This is a genomic window from Paracoccus fontiphilus (assembly GCF_017356265.1).
GTDB lineage: Bacteria > Pseudomonadota > Alphaproteobacteria > Rhodobacterales > Rhodobacteraceae > Paracoccus > Paracoccus fontiphilus.
In genome coordinates this window covers 45,982-61,392 of sequence record NZ_JAFNAW010000019.1, presented here as the reverse complement: position 1 = coordinate 61,392, position 15,411 = coordinate 45,982, and the positions used below count along the sequence as shown (strand labels likewise).

Below are 15,411 nucleotides of genomic sequence, written 5' to 3'. Positions count from 1 at the left end.
GACCCCATTCTCAGCATTACCACAAAAGCCGCCTGATCATGACCTCAGGCCATCTGGGAAATTACACCAGCTTGACGGACGTGACCTGCAGCGGGTACCGCACAATGGTCATCTTGAGGTTTGGCTGCAACGCGTAACCAAAGCTAAGGGTGTTGGCCTGACATTTGAGAGTTCTGAGCCGATCTGCCAGATAGTTAACGGTCACGCGGCAAAGCTCTGGAATAACGATTGGATCAGCAATCCGGCACTGGTCGAGGCGCTTGATGTGACAAAGATCGTAATCAGCAAGCCAGAAGAGCTGGATCCCGTCCCAAAAATTGAAGAACTCTCTCTATTTCGTGAGTACGCCGAGTTCTCATAGATGGAGAGCCTATCAAGGCTGCCGTTTTGCTCTTCTCTCATCAGGTGCCCACAATGACGGGGGAATGACCACAAGGAACGCATTGCTGCCCCTGACGCATCGGAATTCTTAAACGGTCATACCATAATAGAGAAACCCCGCTTTTGGCGGGGTCACTGCTTTAGAAGTCATCTGGGTCACTTGGATCCAACCCCAAGTCCTCAACTGTCCATAGCGCGATCTTTTGCCTTTCGCCCCGCCGAACAATTGCGCGGCCTTCCATGATCCGGCGTTCGTTCTTCGCGAGGAAGTGGCCGAACCTTCGCGTGTTCAGGTTGCCGCGCTCCATAAAGTCGAACAGCGCATCTGATAGCAATCCGTTTGACTGGACCTCTTTTCCGATTTCACTGGCTGTCCAGGATCGTCCCCGAGGAAGGGCCGCGAGGATCGACAACATCCTTTCGCGCTCTGGGTCATTCTCACGAACCTTTGCTGCATTCCCCAGCGGATCGGCTTCGCCCAGCCACATCAATGCAGACCGGATCAGGTTCGACCAACCTTCAAAGGACCCCAGCGCAGGAACGATCCTTGGACCCCGTTGCGCAATGAAGGCCCGCAGCAGCGTCATGCCCGCCGTTACCAGGCGAACGCGATCTGACTTTGCTACCGCGATAACATCGCGCTTGAATACCCGTTCTTCGGGCCGCTCCATCCGCGCATCCAGGTTGATCAGCACCACCCGTCGCGTAAGGTCGCCAGCGAAGCGCAGGCTGTTCCCGGTCGCGCAGAACGTTGCGCTAGTCGGCAGCTTCAGCGTCTTGCTTTCGCCCAGCACCCGCACCGCGACACTGGCTTGCGTCAGCGCCTGGCACAGGAATTCCGAGCGTAGCGGATACTCGATGTTGTCGAGGGTGATGAAGGCATCGCCTGCCATCAGGACTGCGCCAATCTGCTTCTGCATCTCGGCTTCCTCGCGCGGGGCCGACAGGACGGATGCGGCCTGCCCGGTCGCGAGGATTGCGGCAATATCCACCAGCTTCGACTTGCCGGTTCCTGGCGTTGGGGCGCTCACCCCGAACATGGGCGCGGATGGCAGGCCAGGCCGCGCGATTGCGGTCAGGATCATCGCCAAGGCGGCAGCCCGATCGGACGGCTCCACGAACGGAAAGCTTTCGATCAGGTCGCGCAGATCGGCCAGCGCGGTCTGTGCAGCGGCCTTGCTGGGCGCGGCGGGAACGGTGGGCCAGTTGAGATCGCTGGCGAAAAGGATGCCAGTGTCGCAGTCGAAACCCGGCACGTTTAGCACTGAGCCATCTGGGCGCATGGTGGGCGCTGTGACGACTGCAGCGAGTTGCGGGAAGGGCCAGTCACCCTGCCGCGCCAGGATCGTCTCTGCGACCACAGGCGGGCAGGATACAGGCTTAAATTCGCCCTTCCGTCCATCGAAGCGCCGCCAGTCGATCGCCGCTGTCAGAATTTCGACCAGCCCGGCCTTCGTCACTGGCACGAGGATCGTCACGCCGTCCGATCGCACCAAGTTGCCGCGTGCCGTGCCTCGAATAGTCACAGGACGGACCAGGGCCGTGTCGCGTGAATAAAGCGGGACGCCAGCATCGACCAGGGCCTTGCAAGCCATATTGACGATGCGCGGCAGTTCGCAATCCACATACTCGATGATGGGGCGCCGGGCCTGTCGCATCAGGTGTGCGACAGTGTCGTCAGTGTTCTCCTGCGCTTTTGCCGGCCCAGCGCCAGCCCGCACGGGCGACATGTTTCCGGCGGGGGCATAGTCCCAATCATCGGGCGCTGGGCCAGGATCACCAGCTTGGAACATCCAATCGGGCGGGGAAAGGTCAGTCATCACCGTGCCCCCCGTCCAAGCCGATCAGCGCCCGCGACTTCGAGCCAAGTCGTCCTTCGATCAGGTCCAGCGAGGCGTTGACGGCATGAAGGAAGCCGATGGCGTCATAGACCTCTTGCTGCCCGTCGCGCACCCTGAACCGCTCTTGGACGTCCGAGAAGGTCGGCCAGTTGCCAAAGACCGGCAGGAGGTGCGTGGACGGCCAGCGCGCTCCGATCCCGCCCGCAGCCTTGCGGAGGACAATCGGCAGCAGATCGGACAAATCGGCCAACAGGATCACGTTGCGGTCGGTCAGTTCCGGCAGGGCGTCGGCATTGTCCATCAGCGCCTCCATCCGGGCGGTCGTGATCAGATATTCCAGGTGCCCACACCCTTTAACGATTTCTGTCAGGGGCAACCGGGAAAGCCAGGAATGCGGCGGAAAAATAAGCGGCGGCATCTCGATCCGGTGCCGGTTATATGGCAGCACATAAATTATGCTGCCGTCCGGCTGCCGGCGTGCGATCGGATCGACCGGCAGACGGGTTATGATATTGGTGAAGCGCATATTTTGCCTCGCAGGGTTGTGCGGCGGCGCAGATGATGCGATATTCGCAACTGGATAACTGTCTGCCCGCCCGGTTGTGTTTCGACATGGCCGGGCGGTTTCCGTTCCGGCATGTCATGGACGGGTTAGGCAGCGCGCTCTGCGCTCTTTTCTTCAATCCATTGCTGGTATTCGTCAGAGCGATAGTAGTTCCGATTTCCGATCTTGATCGGCTTCGGGAAGCTTGGGTCAGTCTGCGGCAGGCGCCAGAGCGTCATGCGCGAAAACGGCATTTCGCTTGTCGGGATCAGGCGAGTTTCGCGGCGATCGGCTTGCATGGTTTGTATCCTTTTGTAACCGGATACAGACCAATATTCACATAGCCGAAGGTGAGGCCACAGAAAGAGTTGGCATACAATCTCTAGAGAATGGTTGCCTTTTGCAATTAATTCAACGAGATAAGACTTGAAAGAATTTTCGGGAAGCGCCCTGCGTCAAGATCCCGCTCAATCTGTTCACGTGCCTGTCGGATAGTTCTGGTGGCTATCATGCGCTTGCCAACCTTCACAGTCGATGCAAGGTCAGACGCTTCATCATCTGCTGCGCCGGAATATGAGGCGGCGCCAGATTTCTTCCGCCCTTTGCTCAACGTCATAGAATGTCTGACGCCTAGGAACTTCCGTAACTCCGCGAGTTGATCAGGACGCCCACGCATGTCGCCTGTCAGCTTCAATCCGAACGGCAGATCCTCGAATCCATCGGCGCCAGGCTCTTCGCCTTTGATCATCATCCGGGCGATCAGACGCGCCACTGCGTTCGAAGGTGTATGACCAATCGCTGTGAAATAGAGATAGGGCGCAATGTCGCCAGCTTTCAGCCATGCAGTTATTACGCCGTCTCGTGCTCTTTCGATCGACCATCCTGCGCCGGTGACGAAGTAATCGACCAGCACGTCAAGGGCCTCGCAGTTGTCTTGCTCTGCGTTCATTACCGCGCCCCCGCCAGTTCGATTACGTTATTTTCTTTCGGCTCGACCAAAGCCATCACCGCACGCGCCCATGCGGACAAGGCTGCGCGCTTCTCATCGGCGAATTCATGACGGATGTAGACCGCTGCCACCCCGGAGATGGCGCCGCTGCGATGGTTCAGGACCGCTTCAACCACATGGACGGGCTGAGCCAGCCGCGCCATCCCCGACGCAACCGTACGGCGCAGATCATGCAGGCGCCATGCCGGGATCGGATCGGCTTCATCCCCGACCAGTTCTGCAATCTCATGGTCCAGCCGCGCCTTTGCCTTTGAGTAGCCTGATACAGGTGTCTCGCCTGTGGTCGTAAACACGAACTGACTTTCCTTGCCGGTGTTAGGATCAGTGACGCGCGGCAGGGCCTGCAAGATGGCCGCGGCCTCGGGCGCGAGGGGAACGGCATGAGGCTTTCCATTCTTCGACCGTGACGCGGGTATCACCCACAAGGGCGCTGGGCCGTGGATGCCCTCGATCTCCGCCCAGCGCATCGCGGCAACCTCTTCCCGGCGCTGGCCGGTCAGCAGCAGCAACCGGAGCATTGGGCCGAACGGCGCGCCTATACGGTCAGCGGCCCGCCAGACGAGCGACACTTCGTCGTCGGTCAGGATCCGGTCACGCGCTTCAGGTGAGGAAGGTGCAGCGGTCGAGATAACCGGCGAGGCCGGGATTTTTCCCTCTGTGACGCACCAGGCAAAGAACCGGGATAGCACGGCATGGCCCCGCTTGGCAGCAACCGGCCCGCCGCGCATCCTTCCGTTTTTCTCGACCGGATCCTCAACCTTGCGCATCAGATCGCGCACGTCTTTCGCCGCGATGGCCTTCAGCTTCTTGCCGGTCCATGCGGGGCGAACGTGCAGGGCGAGGAAGCTTTTGACGCTGGCAATCGTGTTCGCGCGGTTTTTCTTCTCGACGTGCAGGCGCAGGTATTCTTCAAGGGCATGGTCAACCGTGTCGGTTCCCTCGCGGCTGGCTTGGACGTCCGCGCGCTTCAAGGCAGCCGGATCACCGCCTTCGGCCAGCACCCGCGCCGCGTTCTCTGCCGCCGCCCGCGCTTCGGCCAGAGTGTGAGCATCGCCGATATGCGGCACGCGCTCTTCGGATCGATCCGCCAGGATAGGCCCGATCGTCAGCTTCTTCGGCTTTCCGGCAAGTCGATACCGCCACGCCCACGACTTGCCGCCCGATGGCTGCACGACCAGGAACAATCCGGCAATGCGCGCATCTGGAATTTCGTATCGTGTGGCCTTCGGCTTTGCGGCCTCGACGGCCTTCGCGGTCAGCGCCTTTGCCATCCTCTATCCTCTCGATCCGCGTTACCCCGAGCATCAGGGGTAACATCTGGGGTAACAGATCTTGATGATAGGCGCCGAGACAGACCGTTACAACGGGATACAAGAGGAATGCAGAAATTCAGAAAATCAGTAGGTTACTGTTCCGCTCTGATCTTATCTGATACGCCCCGAAACATAGGGGCATATCATTCGTAATGATGGGGTCGGGGGTTCGAGTCCCTTCACCGGCACCACGGTCCAAACAGAAACGGCCAGTCCCCCGGGGCTGGCCGTCTGCGTTTCCGGTCCGGAAAGCTGGTGCGGGCGGCGGGACTTGAACCCGCACGAGCGAAGCTCCAGGGAGTTTAAGTCCCATGCGTCTACCATTCCGCCACGCCCGCGCCATGCGTGTCGCTAATCGGCGGGGCGGGGATTGGCAAGGCTTTCAGAAGCTGCGGGTCGGGCGGTCGAAGACCTTGCGGCCCATCAGGCTGCCGACCAGATCGACCATCAGCTTGGCCGTGCGGCCCCGGTCGTCCAGGAACGGGTTCAGTTCCACGAGGTCCAGCGATGTCACCAGCCCCGATTCGTGCAGAAGTTCCATGACCAGGTGCGCCTCGCGGAAGGTGGCGCCGCCCGGGACGGTGGTGCCGACGGCTGGGGCGATGGAGGGGTCGAGGAAGTCCACGTCCAGCGAGACATGCAGCATCCCGTTCGCGGCCTGCACCCGGTCCAGGAAGGCGCGCAAGGGCGCGACGATGCCCTGTTCGTCCAGGACCCGCATGTCGTTCACGGTGATGTCGATGGCCTGCAGGGCGGCATGTTCGGCCGGATCGACGCTGCGGATGCCGAACATGCAGATGTTCTGGCCCGGAACCGGATGGGGAAAGGGCGGAAAGGGATCGAAGCCCCCCAGGCCCAGCGCATAGGCCATGGGCGTGCCGTGCAGGTTGCCCGAGGTCGTGGTCTCGACCGTGTGGATGTCGCTGTGGGCGTCCAGCCAGATCACGAACAGGGGGCGGCCCTGGCGGCGGGAATGGACGGCGGCGCCTGCCACGGTGCCAAGCGCCAGGGCATGGTCGCCGCCCATGACGATGGGCAGGCCGTCGGGCAGGGCATCGGCTACGGCCTCGCGCAGGGCGTCGGTCCAGGCGACCATCTCGGGCAGGTGGTGGACGGCGGGATTGACGCAGGTGACGGCGGGCGCGGGTCCGGGCAGCACGTCGCCCCGGTCCTCGACCGTGTGGTTCAGCGCGACAAGGGTCTGGGCCAGACCGGCGACGCGGTAGGCGGCGGGCCCCATGAGACAGCCGGGCCGGCGCTGGCCCTCGTCCATGGGGGCGCCCAGAAGGATGCAATGCGTCATGGCGGACCTTTCGGTTGACGGCGTTCGCGGCAACTAAAGGCAGACCGGGCGGGAATGTCCACCGCCCGGCAAGGCTTGCGAAAGGGTTACTGGCGAACGCCCTTGAAGCGGTCTTCCCATTCGGCGCGGCTTTCGTTGGTAATCTTGGCGAACAGCACCTCGGGCACGGTGAAGGCGTGGCCCGCGGGCAGGGCATTCAGCGCCGCCGTCACGTCGTCGGGCCAGCCGTCGTCCGCGGTCCCCATCGCCTCCAACATCGTGCGCGCCGAGAAGGGGATGAAAGGTGCCGACAGGACCGCATAAAGGCGGATCAGGTTCAGGCCCAGGCGAACCTGCATGGCGGCCTTCTGGGGATCGGTCTTGAACGTGGACCAGGGGGCGGCGGATTGCAGGTATTCGTTGCCCAGAACCCAGATGGCGCGCAGTTCGGACGCGGACTTGCGCACCTCCATCGCGGCCATGAAGCCTTCATAGGCGCGGATGCGGGTGGTCAGCGCATCGATCAGCGCCTCTTCCTCGGGGCCGTGGCTGCCGCCGTCGGGGACAGTCTCGCCGAACTTGGACCGGCAGAACTTGGTGATGCGGCTGACGAAGTTGCCCAGCACGTCGGCCAGATCCTTGTTCACCGACTGCTGGAAGTTCTCCCAGGTGAACTCGCTGTCGCCGGATTCGGGGGCGTGGGACAAAAGCCACCAGCGCCAGTAGTCGGCGGGCAGGATCTCCAGCGCGTGGTCCATGAAGACGCCACGGCCCTGGCTGGTCGAGAACTGCCCGCCGTCATAGGTCAGGTAGTTGAAGGACTTGATGTAATCGACCATCCGCCACGGCTCGCCCGAGCCGATCAGGGTCGCGGGGAAGGACAGGGTGTGGAAGGGCACGTTGTCCTTGCCCATGAACTGGGTATAGGTCACGTCGTCCGCCCCTTCATCGTTGCGCCACCAGCGGCGCCAGTCGGCGTCGGTCTTGCCGTTGGCATCGGCCCATTCGGCGGTCGCGGCGATGTATTCGATGGGCGCGTCGAACCAGACATAGAAGACCTTGCCCTCCATCCCCGGCCAGGGTTGGTCGCCGCGCTTCACCGGCACGCCCCAGTTGAGGTCGCGGGTGATGCCCCGGTCCTGCAGCCCGTCGCCGTCGTCCAGCCATTTCCGTGCGATCGAGGTGGTCAGGATCGGCCAGTCACGCTTGCTGTCGATCCAGTCGCTGATCTGGTCCTTCAACGCGGACTGGCGCAGATACAGGTGCTTGGTTTCCCGCACCTCAAGGTTGGTGCTGCCGGAAATCGCGCTGCGCGGGTCGATCAGGTCGGTCGGGTCAAGCTGCTTGGTGCAGTTCTCGCACTGGTCGCCGCGCGCCTTGTCGTAACCGCAGTTGGGGCAGGTGCCCTCGATATAGCGGTCGGGCAGGAAGCGGCCGTCATCGACGGAATAGACCTGCTTCTCGCTGACCTCGGCGATATAGCCGTTGTCGGCCAGACGCCCTGCGAAATGCTGGGTCAGCACCCGGTTGCGGTCGCTGGAAGACCGGCCGTAATGGTCGAAGGAGAGGCCGAAGCCCCGTGCCAGCGCCGACTGCTCGCCATGCATCCGCGCGCAATAGTCGGCCACGGGCTCGCCCGTCTTGGCGGCGGCGAGTTCGGCCGGGGTGCCGTGTTCGTCGGTGGCGCAGATGAACATCACCTCGTGTCCCCGCGCCCGCAGGAAGCGGGCATAGAGATCGGCGGGCAGTTGCGAGCCCACGAGGTTGCCCAGGTGCTTGATGCCGTTGATGTAGGGCAGGGCAGAGGTGATGAGATGGCGGGCCATGATCGCGTCCTTTTGGTCGGGCGCCTGTGTATCCGCCTTGGGGGGCGATGGAAAGTGCCGGGGCTTGCCGCCGCGCGCAGGACGGTGCAGCGTCGCGGGCATGATCGACGAATCCGAAGTCACCTTTGCCGGCAGCTACCTGGATCGCGCGGACCGGCTGCGCGGCGACGCCGGCGCCATGGCCGCCCTTCTTGACGATCCCGCCAGCCGGGTGCTGCCGTTCTGGCAGGGCAAGCCGCTGTTCGACGCGACGGATGCGGGGCCGAGGCTGGTCTGGCTGGCGACGGGCGACCCGATGGTCGCCGGCACGGCCGCGACGTCGCTGTTCCTGGGCCTGGATGAAGGCGGCACCGCGCATTTCGCCGTCGAGCTTGCGGATTCGATGCCGCCGGACGGCGATGCCGCGGCGCTGTTCGGCCTGCCCGGGACCCGCGGCTTCAGCGACCTGCGCGCCGTCCTGTCGCACCTGGATCATCGCGACGCGGGGATCGCGGCCCCGGCCAAGGGCATCTTCGAATGGCGGCGCAGCCACGGCTTTTGTTCCAACTGCGGCGCGCGCAACCGCGTGGCCTATGCGGGCTGGCGGTTTGACTGCCCGGCCTGCGGGCGGCAGCATTTTCCCCGCACCGATCCCGTGGTCATCATGCTGGTGCTGGATGGCGACAATGTCCTGCTGGGACGCCAGCCCGGCTGGGACGACCGGATGTATTCGCTGCTGGCGGGTTTCGTGGAACCCGGCGAGACGGTCGAGGAAGCCGTGCGGCGCGAGGTTCACGAGGAATCGTCGGTGCGGGTGGGCACCGTGCGCTACCTGACCTCTCAACCCTGGCCGTTCCCGGCCTCGCTGATGATCGGCTGCGTGGCGCGGGCCGAGACGCGCGACATCGCCATCGACCCAAAGGAACTGGAGGATGCCCTGTGGGCCAGCAAGGCCGAGGTCGCGCTAGCCTTGGCCGGGCAGCACGACAGGATCATGCCGGCGCGCAAGGGCGCGATCGCCCAGGCGATCCTGCGCGCCTGGGTGGAAGGCCGCGTGCCGGGCTTCTAGGCCGGGCACGGGTTCAGGCGATTACCGCCGGCGGTCGCGGCGCGAGCTCATCGGCTGGAAGGCCACGCTGACATGGGCCTCGCAATAAGGCTTGCCGGGCTGGCTGGGCAGGCCGCAGAACCAGAACTTCTCGGTCGCGGGATCGCCGATCGGCCATTTGCAGGTGCGCTCGGTCAGCTCCATCAGGGTCAGCTTGCGGGCGCGCTTTTCCACCTCGCGGACCGAGGCCAGCGTTTCCGGGCTGATCTCGTTGGCGGAAGGCTGCGGCGGCAGGGGCTGGCCCGCGGGCACGATGGGGCGGCGGGGGACGGGGGTGAAGACAGGCTGGGACACGGGTTCTTCCGGGGCAGGGTCGGCTGCTGCTGCGGCAACCTCGGGCTGGGGTTCGGGGCGAATGGGCTGGGGGGCCGGGGCGGGCTTGCGGTCGACGACCTTTTCCGCAACGGGTTCGGGAGCAGGCGCGGGGACGGGCTCGGGCTCGTCGTTGCGGTTGGACAGGCCAAGGCGGTGGACCTTGCCGATGACCGCGTTGCGGGTCACGCCGCCCAGTTCCTTGGCGATGGCGCTTGCCGACTGGCCTTCGGCCCACATGCGCTTCAGCGTCTCGACGCGTTCGTCCGTCCAGGACATGGCTGCCTTTCCGGGCGGAACCGTCAGCCGCCCCATCTTGAAACCTGCGATTGCCCCCGTCAGAAACGGGATGCCGAGATTTAGCCGCCGATCCGCAGAAATTCAAGGACCGCGAGATGCCCCCCACGATCCGCCCCCAGGGCCCCGCCACGCCGGACCTTCATGCCATGGGCGTGCGCCGCTTCGGCCGCGTCAACTGGCTGGGCCTGCAAACCCTGGCCCTGCGGGAGGTGATGCGCTTCATGGCCGTCTGGCAGCAGACGATCTTCGCGCCCCTGATGACGGCCGCGCTGTTCGTGCTGATCTTCGCGCTGGCCCTGGGGCAGGGGCGCGGCGCGGTGATGGGCTTGCCCTACCTGGTCTTCCTGGGGCCGGGCATCCTGATGATGACGGTGATCCAGAACGCCTTCGCCAACACATCAAGCTCGATCACGGCGGCCAAGGTGCAGGGCAACATCGTCGACACGCTGATGCCGCCCCTGTCTGCGGGCGAGCTGCTGGCGGGCTATCTGGCCGGATCGGTCGTGCGCGCCGGGTTGGTGGGCACGGTGATCGGCACCGGCATGATCCTGGTGACGGGGCAGGGAATCTCCCATCCTGGATGGACCCTGGCGTTCGTGGCTCTGGCGGCGCTTCTGCTTGGGGGGCTGGGCATCCTGGCCGGCATCCTGGCGCAGAAGTTCGACCAGATGGCGGCGATCACCAACTTCGTCATCACGCCGCTGTCCTTCCTGTCCGGCACCTTCTATTCGGTCGATGCCCTGCCGGAACCCTTCCGCACCCTGTCGCACTGGAACCCGGTCTTCTACCTGATCGACGGCGCGCGCTATGGCGTCACGGGGGTCAGCGACGCGCCCGTCTGGCGCGGCTTGCTGATCTGCGCGGGCTGTGTCGCGGCCGTGCTGTGGCTGGCGTGGCGCTGGCTGAAAACCGGCTATCGGATGAAAGCGTGATTGCGCGGGGGCCAAATCGGCGCTATGGCCGGGGGCATGATCGCCTGGACCGCCACCACCACCGCCGCCCGTCCCCGACGTTGACGTCTCGTCACCGTCCGATCCCGCCTGCCTTCCACCATCCGTCCTGCCAATCGGGGAGTCCCCTATGATTTCGCACGTCCTGCCGACCTACAATCGCGCGCCCATTGCCTTCGAGAAGGGCGAGGGGGCCTGGGCCATCGCCACGGACGGCAGCCGATACCTGGATCTGGGGTCGGGCATCGCGGTGAACGTGCTGGGCCACGCGAACCCCGACCTAGTCGCCGCCCTGACCGAACAGGCGGGCCGGATCTGGCATGTCTCGAACCTGTACCAGATTCCGCAGCAGGAACGGCTGGCCGACCTGCTGGTGGAACACACCTTTGCCGACACGGTCTTCATCACCAATTCCGGCACCGAGGCGGCCGAACTGGCGATCAAGATGGTCCGCAAGTACTGGCATGACCAGGGCCAGGACCGGACCGAGATCCTCACCTTCGAGGGCGCCTTCCACGGCCGCTCCACCGGCGCCATCGCGGCGGCCGGGTCGGAAAAGATGGTCAAGGGCTTCGGGCCCCTGATGCCCGGCTTCCGCCAGCTTCCCTGGGGCGATCTGGATGCGCTGGAGGCCGCGATCACTGACAGGACGGCGGCCGTGATGATCGAGCCCGTGCAGGGCGAGGGGGGCATCCGCCCGCTGTCCGACGCCGACCTGCAGCAGATCCGGGCGCTTTGCGACAAGCATGGCGCGCTGCTGGTGCTGGATGAGGTCCAGTGCGGCATGGGTCGGACGGGTCGGCTGTTCGCGCATGAATACGCGGGCATCACGCCCGACATCATGATGGTGGCCAAGGGCATTGGCGGGGGCTTCCCGCTGGGCGCGGTCCTTGCCACCGAAAAGGCCGCCGCCGGGATGGTCGCGGGCACGCACGGCTCCACCTATGGCGGCAACCCGCTGGCCTGCGCGGTCGGCGCCCGCGTGATGGAGATCGTCGCCGACGACGCCTTCCTGGCCGAGGTCAACCGCAAGGCCGCCCTGTTCCGCCAGAAGCTGGAAGGCCTGGTCGCGGCGCACCCGGACGTCTTCGAATGCGTGCGCGGACAGGGCCTGATGCTGGGCCTGAAATGCAAGGCCGCGCCGGCCGACCTGGTCAAGGCGGGCTATGCCCAGCACCTGCTGACGGTGCCCGCCGCCGACAACACCCTGCGCCTGCTGCCGCCGCTCAACATCACCGACGAGGAGATCGCCGAGGCGGTGGCGCGGCTCGACAGGGCGGCGGCAAGTCTTGCGTGAGCTTGCATCCAGACACATCGCCGGCGGCGGGACCCATCCCTGCCGCCCGCTGACGCGCCGACGATAGCTGCATCTTTCGTGCCGATCACGCCGGGGGGTTGACCCCGGCAGTCCAAGCGGGCTTCCTTGCCCAAATCGCGAAAGACGTGAAGATGAAGCATTTTCTGGACATTCACACCACCGACAAGGCGGAACTGCGGTCGATCATCGACCAGGCCCATGCCATGAAGACCGCCCGCAACGGCCGTCCCAAGGGCACGCCCGATGACGACCAGCCGCTGGCGGGCCGCATGGTCGCGCTGATCTTCGAAAAGCCCTCGACCCGCACCCGCGTCAGCTTCGACGTGGGCGTGCGCCAGATGGGCGGGCACACCATGGTCCTGTCGGGGTCCGAGATGCAACTGGGCCATGGCGAGACGATTGCCGACACCGCCCGCGTGCTGTCGCGCTATGTGGACCTCATCATGATCCGCACCTTCGAGGAGGCGACCCTGCTGGAGATGGCGGAACACGCCACCGTGCCCGTCATCAACGGCCTGACGAACCGCACCCATCCCTGCCAGATCATGGCCGACGTGATGACCTTCGAGGAACATCGCGGCCCCATCGCGGGCCGCAAGGTGGTCTGGGTGGGCGACGGCAACAATGTCTGCGCCAGCGTGATCCACGGGGCGGGGCAGTTCGGATACGACTTCACCTTCACGGGTCCCCCGCCGCTTGACCCCGAGCGCGAGGCGCTGGACTTCGCCCGTGCCCAGGGCGTGGCCATAGCCATCGAGCGCGACCCGATGAAGGCCGTGGACGGCGCCGACCTGGTCATCGCCGACACTTGGGTTTCCATGCACGATCCCCAGTCCGCCAAGGAACGCCGCCACAACCAGTTGCGCGGCTACCAGGTGAACGAGGCGCTGATGGCCCGCGCCAAGCCGGACAGCCTGTTCATGCATTGCCTTCCCGCCCACCGCGAGGACGAGGTGACAAGCGCCGTCATGGACGGCCCCCATTCGGTGATCTGGGACGAGGCCGAGAACCGGCTGCACGCCCAAAAGGCCGTGATGCGCTGGTGCCTTGGCGTTTGACCAAGCAAGCGAACGCCCGCCCCATGGCGGGCGTTTCCCTGAGCGTCATCGGTTTTGAAAAACCTTCACAATCCAGTCGCATCACTGTCGCACCCTGCGCCTAATCGCTGCCCGACAGGCCTTGAACGGCCCCCACGACCAGCCAGGAGAGCGCGATGCGTGACCAGCAAACCCCCAACATCTTCCGCACCAGCAAGCTGGAGGAAGCCGACGGCCCCGGCCTGAACCCGACCGGGAACCGGACGATGGGCGAAATCATCGCCGCCCGCTTCTCGCGTCGCGGGTTCCTGAAGGGGTCCATGGCGGTCACGGCTATCTCGGCCACGGTCAGCCCCATCGCGCTGCTGTCGGCGGGCGACGCGCAGGCGTCCTCGGCCTCGGCCTTCAACTTTCCCGAAGTCACTGCTGGCGTGGATGCCAACCACCACGTCGCCGAGGGTTACGACGCCGACGTTCTGCTGCGTTGGGGCGACAAGGTCTTTGCCGACGCGCCCGACTTCGACCCAGCAAACCAGTCCGAGGCCGCGCAGGAACGCCAGTTCGGCTACAACAACGACTTCGTGGGCTTTATCCCGCTGGACGGTGCCGCCGACCGGGGCCTGCTGGTCGTGAACCACGAATACACCAACGAACACCTGATGTTCCCCGGCATCGTCACCATCAAGGATGGCGAAATCGAGGTGACCGAGGCCGACGAAACCCGCGTGAACATCGAGATGGCGGCCCATGGCGGCACGGTCATCGAGATCCGCAAGGTTGACGGAAAATGGCAGCCGGTGCTGGACGGCGCGCTGAACCGCCGCATCACTGCCAAGACCGAGATGGCGGTGTCGGGACCGGCGGCGGGCCATGCGCGCCTGCAAACGGTGGCCGATCCGTCGGGCACGAAGGTCTTCGGCACCATCAACAACTGCGCGGGCGGCGTGACGCCTTGGGGCACCTACATCATGGCCGAGGAGAACATCCACGGCTACTTCATGGGCGAACTGCCCGCCGATCACCCCGAGGCCGCCAATTACGAACGCCTGGGCATCCCCGAGGCGACCTATGCCTGGGGCAAGTACCACGAGCGTTTCGACATCTCGAAAGACTCGAACGAGGCCAACCGCTTCGGCTGGATCGTCGAGGTGGACGTGATGGACCCGGCCTCGACCCCGAAGAAGCGCACCGCGCTGGGCCGCTTCAAGCACGAGGGCGCGGAAAGCGTCGTCGCGAAGGACGGCCGCGTGGTCTTCTACCTGGGCGACGACGAGCGCTTCGATTACGTCTACAAGTTCGTGACGGCGGGCACCTACAACCCCGACGACCGCGCCGCCAACATGGACCTGCTGGACGAGGGCACGCTGTATGTCGCGCGCTTCCATGACGATGGCCGCGTCGAGTGGTTGCCGCTGGTCCACGGCGAGGGTCCCCTGACCGAAGCCAACGGCTTTGCCAGCCAGGCCGACGTGCTGATCGAGACCCGCCGCGCCGCCGACCTGCTGGAAGCCACCCCGATGGACCGCCCCGAGGACATCCAGCCGAACCCGGTCACGGGCCGCGCCTATGTGATGCTGACCAACAACACCAAGCGCGAGGAAGCCAACGCCGCCAACCCGCGCGTGGAAAACGCCTTTGGCCACATCATCGAGATCATCGAGCAGGACGGCGACTTCACGGCGACAACCGGCACCTGGGAAATCCTGGTGAAGTGCGGCGACCCGAAGATCGCCGAGGTGGGCGCCACCTTCTCGACCGAGACGACGGTGAACGGCTGGTTCGGGATGCCCGACAACGCCGCCGTGGACAGCGACGGGCGGCTGTGGGTCTCGACCGACGGCAACTCGATGGGGGACACGGGGCGCACGGACGGGCTCTGGGCCGTGGATACCGAAGGTTCGGCGCGCGGCACCTCGCGGTTGTTCTATCGCGTGCCCGTCGGCGGCGAGATGTGCGGCCCTTGCATCACCGAGGACATGACCACCTTCTTCGTGGCCGTGCAGCATCCGGGCGATGGCGGTGACGACTGGGAAGGCCACGGCCGCCCATCCTATTACGAGGACCTGTCTACCCGTTGGCCGGACTTCGACGACGCGATGCCGGTGCGCCCGGCCGTCGTGGCGATCACCAGGCAGGGCGGCGGCCGGATCGGCTGAGCCCCGCTTTCCACAAAAGAAAGGCCGCGCGGATCGTGCGGCCTTTTGCGTTCAT

General features: G+C 64.9%; 13 protein-coding genes, 1 tRNA gene and 1 pseudogene. 6 read left to right on the top strand and 9 right to left on the bottom strand.

Features of this window, described 5'->3' with window-relative positions:
* Positions 1-361: pseudogene (locus J0F76_RS09115) on the top strand (hypothetical protein); the annotation flags it as partial.
* A gap of 160 nt (positions 362-521) precedes the next feature.
* Here the strand turns inward: J0F76_RS09115 and J0F76_RS09110 are convergent.
* From J0F76_RS09110 to metG, 8 genes are all read right to left on the bottom strand, one after another.
* Positions 522-2,201 carry a hypothetical protein gene (locus tag J0F76_RS09110; RefSeq protein WP_207468239.1) on the bottom strand — a complete coding sequence of 560 codons (1,680 nt, stop codon included), beginning with the start codon at positions 2,199-2,201 and terminating at the stop codon, positions 522-524.
* On the bottom strand, positions 2,194-2,523 hold the full coding sequence (locus J0F76_RS09105; protein ID WP_207468238.1) for a hypothetical protein: 330 nt from the start codon (positions 2,521-2,523) through the stop codon (positions 2,194-2,196). Before J0F76_RS09105 ends, J0F76_RS09110 begins: the two co-directional genes overlap by 8 nt.
* A gap of 350 nt (positions 2,524-2,873) precedes the next feature.
* On the bottom strand, positions 2,874-3,065 hold the full coding sequence (locus J0F76_RS09100) for a helix-turn-helix transcriptional regulator (RefSeq protein ID WP_207468236.1): 192 nt from the start codon (positions 3,063-3,065) through the stop codon (positions 2,874-2,876).
* A gap of 107 nt (positions 3,066-3,172) precedes the next feature.
* Complete coding sequence (locus J0F76_RS09095; RefSeq protein ID WP_207468234.1) at positions 3,173-3,679, bottom strand: hypothetical protein; 507 nt, start codon at positions 3,677-3,679, stop codon at positions 3,173-3,175.
* A 35-nt stretch (positions 3,680-3,714) separates the two neighbouring features.
* A complete protein-coding gene (locus tag J0F76_RS09090) occupies positions 3,715-5,046 on the bottom strand; it encodes a tyrosine-type recombinase/integrase (RefSeq protein ID WP_207468232.1) in 1,332 nt (443 codons plus the stop codon).
* 295 nt (positions 5,047-5,341) lie between these two features.
* Positions 5,342-5,426, bottom strand: a tRNA-Leu gene (locus J0F76_RS09085).
* Between the two features lie 44 nt (positions 5,427-5,470).
* Positions 5,471-6,391, bottom strand: coding sequence for an arginase (gene rocF, locus J0F76_RS09080; protein ID WP_207468230.1), 921 nt, complete (start codon positions 6,389-6,391; stop codon positions 5,471-5,473).
* An 86-nt stretch (positions 6,392-6,477) separates the two neighbouring features.
* On the bottom strand, positions 6,478-8,196 hold the full coding sequence (metG, locus tag J0F76_RS09075; RefSeq protein WP_207468228.1) for a methionine--tRNA ligase: 1,719 nt from the start codon (positions 8,194-8,196) through the stop codon (positions 6,478-6,480).
* A 100-nt stretch (positions 8,197-8,296) separates the two neighbouring features.
* Between metG and nudC the strand changes: the two genes are divergently transcribed.
* A complete protein-coding gene (gene nudC / locus J0F76_RS09070) occupies positions 8,297-9,244 on the top strand; it encodes an NAD(+) diphosphatase (RefSeq protein WP_207468225.1) in 948 nt (315 codons plus the stop codon).
* 21 nt (positions 9,245-9,265) lie between these two features.
* Here nudC and J0F76_RS09065 read toward each other — a convergent pair whose 3' ends face one another.
* A complete protein-coding gene (locus J0F76_RS09065) occupies positions 9,266-9,874 on the bottom strand; it encodes a GcrA family cell cycle regulator (RefSeq protein WP_207468223.1) in 609 nt (202 codons plus the stop codon).
* 116 nt (positions 9,875-9,990) lie between these two features.
* Here J0F76_RS09065 and J0F76_RS09060 point away from each other — a divergent pair, with 116 nt between their 5' ends.
* The 4 genes from J0F76_RS09060 to J0F76_RS09045 all read left to right on the top strand — a co-directional run bounded on the left by J0F76_RS09060 (position 9,991) and on the right by J0F76_RS09045 (position 15,356).
* Complete coding sequence (locus tag J0F76_RS09060; protein ID WP_242690099.1) at positions 9,991-10,827, top strand: ABC transporter permease; 837 nt, start codon at positions 9,991-9,993, stop codon at positions 10,825-10,827.
* A 148-nt stretch (positions 10,828-10,975) separates the two neighbouring features.
* Positions 10,976-12,142: an aspartate aminotransferase family protein gene (locus tag J0F76_RS09055; protein ID WP_207468221.1), complete on the top strand. Its 1,167-nt coding sequence runs from the start codon at positions 10,976-10,978 to the stop codon at positions 12,140-12,142.
* 152 nt (positions 12,143-12,294) lie between these two features.
* Positions 12,295-13,221 (top strand): ornithine carbamoyltransferase, encoded by a 927-nt coding sequence (argF, locus tag J0F76_RS09050; RefSeq protein WP_207468219.1) that lies wholly within the window; start codon positions 12,295-12,297, stop codon positions 13,219-13,221.
* 155 nt (positions 13,222-13,376) lie between these two features.
* A complete protein-coding gene (locus J0F76_RS09045) occupies positions 13,377-15,356 on the top strand; it encodes a PhoX family protein (protein ID WP_207468217.1) in 1,980 nt (659 codons plus the stop codon).
* The last annotated feature ends 55 nt before the right edge of the window (positions 15,357-15,411 follow it).

Excerpts from the sequence above, each read along its gene's own strand:
- J0F76_RS09045 (WP_207468217.1), top strand. The coding sequence starts at position 13,377 with ATGCGTGACCAGCAAACCCCCAACATCTTCCGCACCAGCAAGCTGGAG.
- rocF (WP_207468230.1), bottom strand. The coding sequence starts at position 6,391 with ATGACGCATTGCATCCTTCTGGGCGCCCCCATGGACGAGGGCCAGCGC.
- metG (WP_207468228.1), bottom strand. The coding sequence starts at position 8,196 with ATGGCCCGCCATCTCATCACCTCTGCCCTGCCCTACATCAACGGCATC.
- J0F76_RS09055 (WP_207468221.1), top strand. The coding sequence starts at position 10,976 with ATGATTTCGCACGTCCTGCCGACCTACAATCGCGCGCCCATTGCCTTC.
- J0F76_RS09105 (WP_207468238.1), bottom strand. The coding sequence starts at position 2,523 with ATGGACAATGCCGACGCCCTGCCGGAACTGACCGACCGCAACGTGATC.
- J0F76_RS09110 (WP_207468239.1), bottom strand. The coding sequence starts at position 2,201 with ATGACTGACCTTTCCCCGCCCGATTGGATGTTCCAAGCTGGTGATCCT.
- argF (WP_207468219.1), top strand. The coding sequence starts at position 12,295 with ATGAAGCATTTTCTGGACATTCACACCACCGACAAGGCGGAACTGCGG.
- nudC (WP_207468225.1), top strand. The coding sequence starts at position 8,297 with ATGATCGACGAATCCGAAGTCACCTTTGCCGGCAGCTACCTGGATCGC.
- J0F76_RS09065 (WP_207468223.1), bottom strand. The coding sequence starts at position 9,874 with ATGTCCTGGACGGACGAACGCGTCGAGACGCTGAAGCGCATGTGGGCC.
- J0F76_RS09100 (WP_207468236.1), bottom strand. The coding sequence starts at position 3,065 with ATGCAAGCCGATCGCCGCGAAACTCGCCTGATCCCGACAAGCGAAATG.
- J0F76_RS09060 (WP_242690099.1), top strand. The coding sequence starts at position 9,991 with ATGCCCCCCACGATCCGCCCCCAGGGCCCCGCCACGCCGGACCTTCAT.
- J0F76_RS09090 (WP_207468232.1), bottom strand. The coding sequence starts at position 5,046 with ATGGCAAAGGCGCTGACCGCGAAGGCCGTCGAGGCCGCAAAGCCGAAG.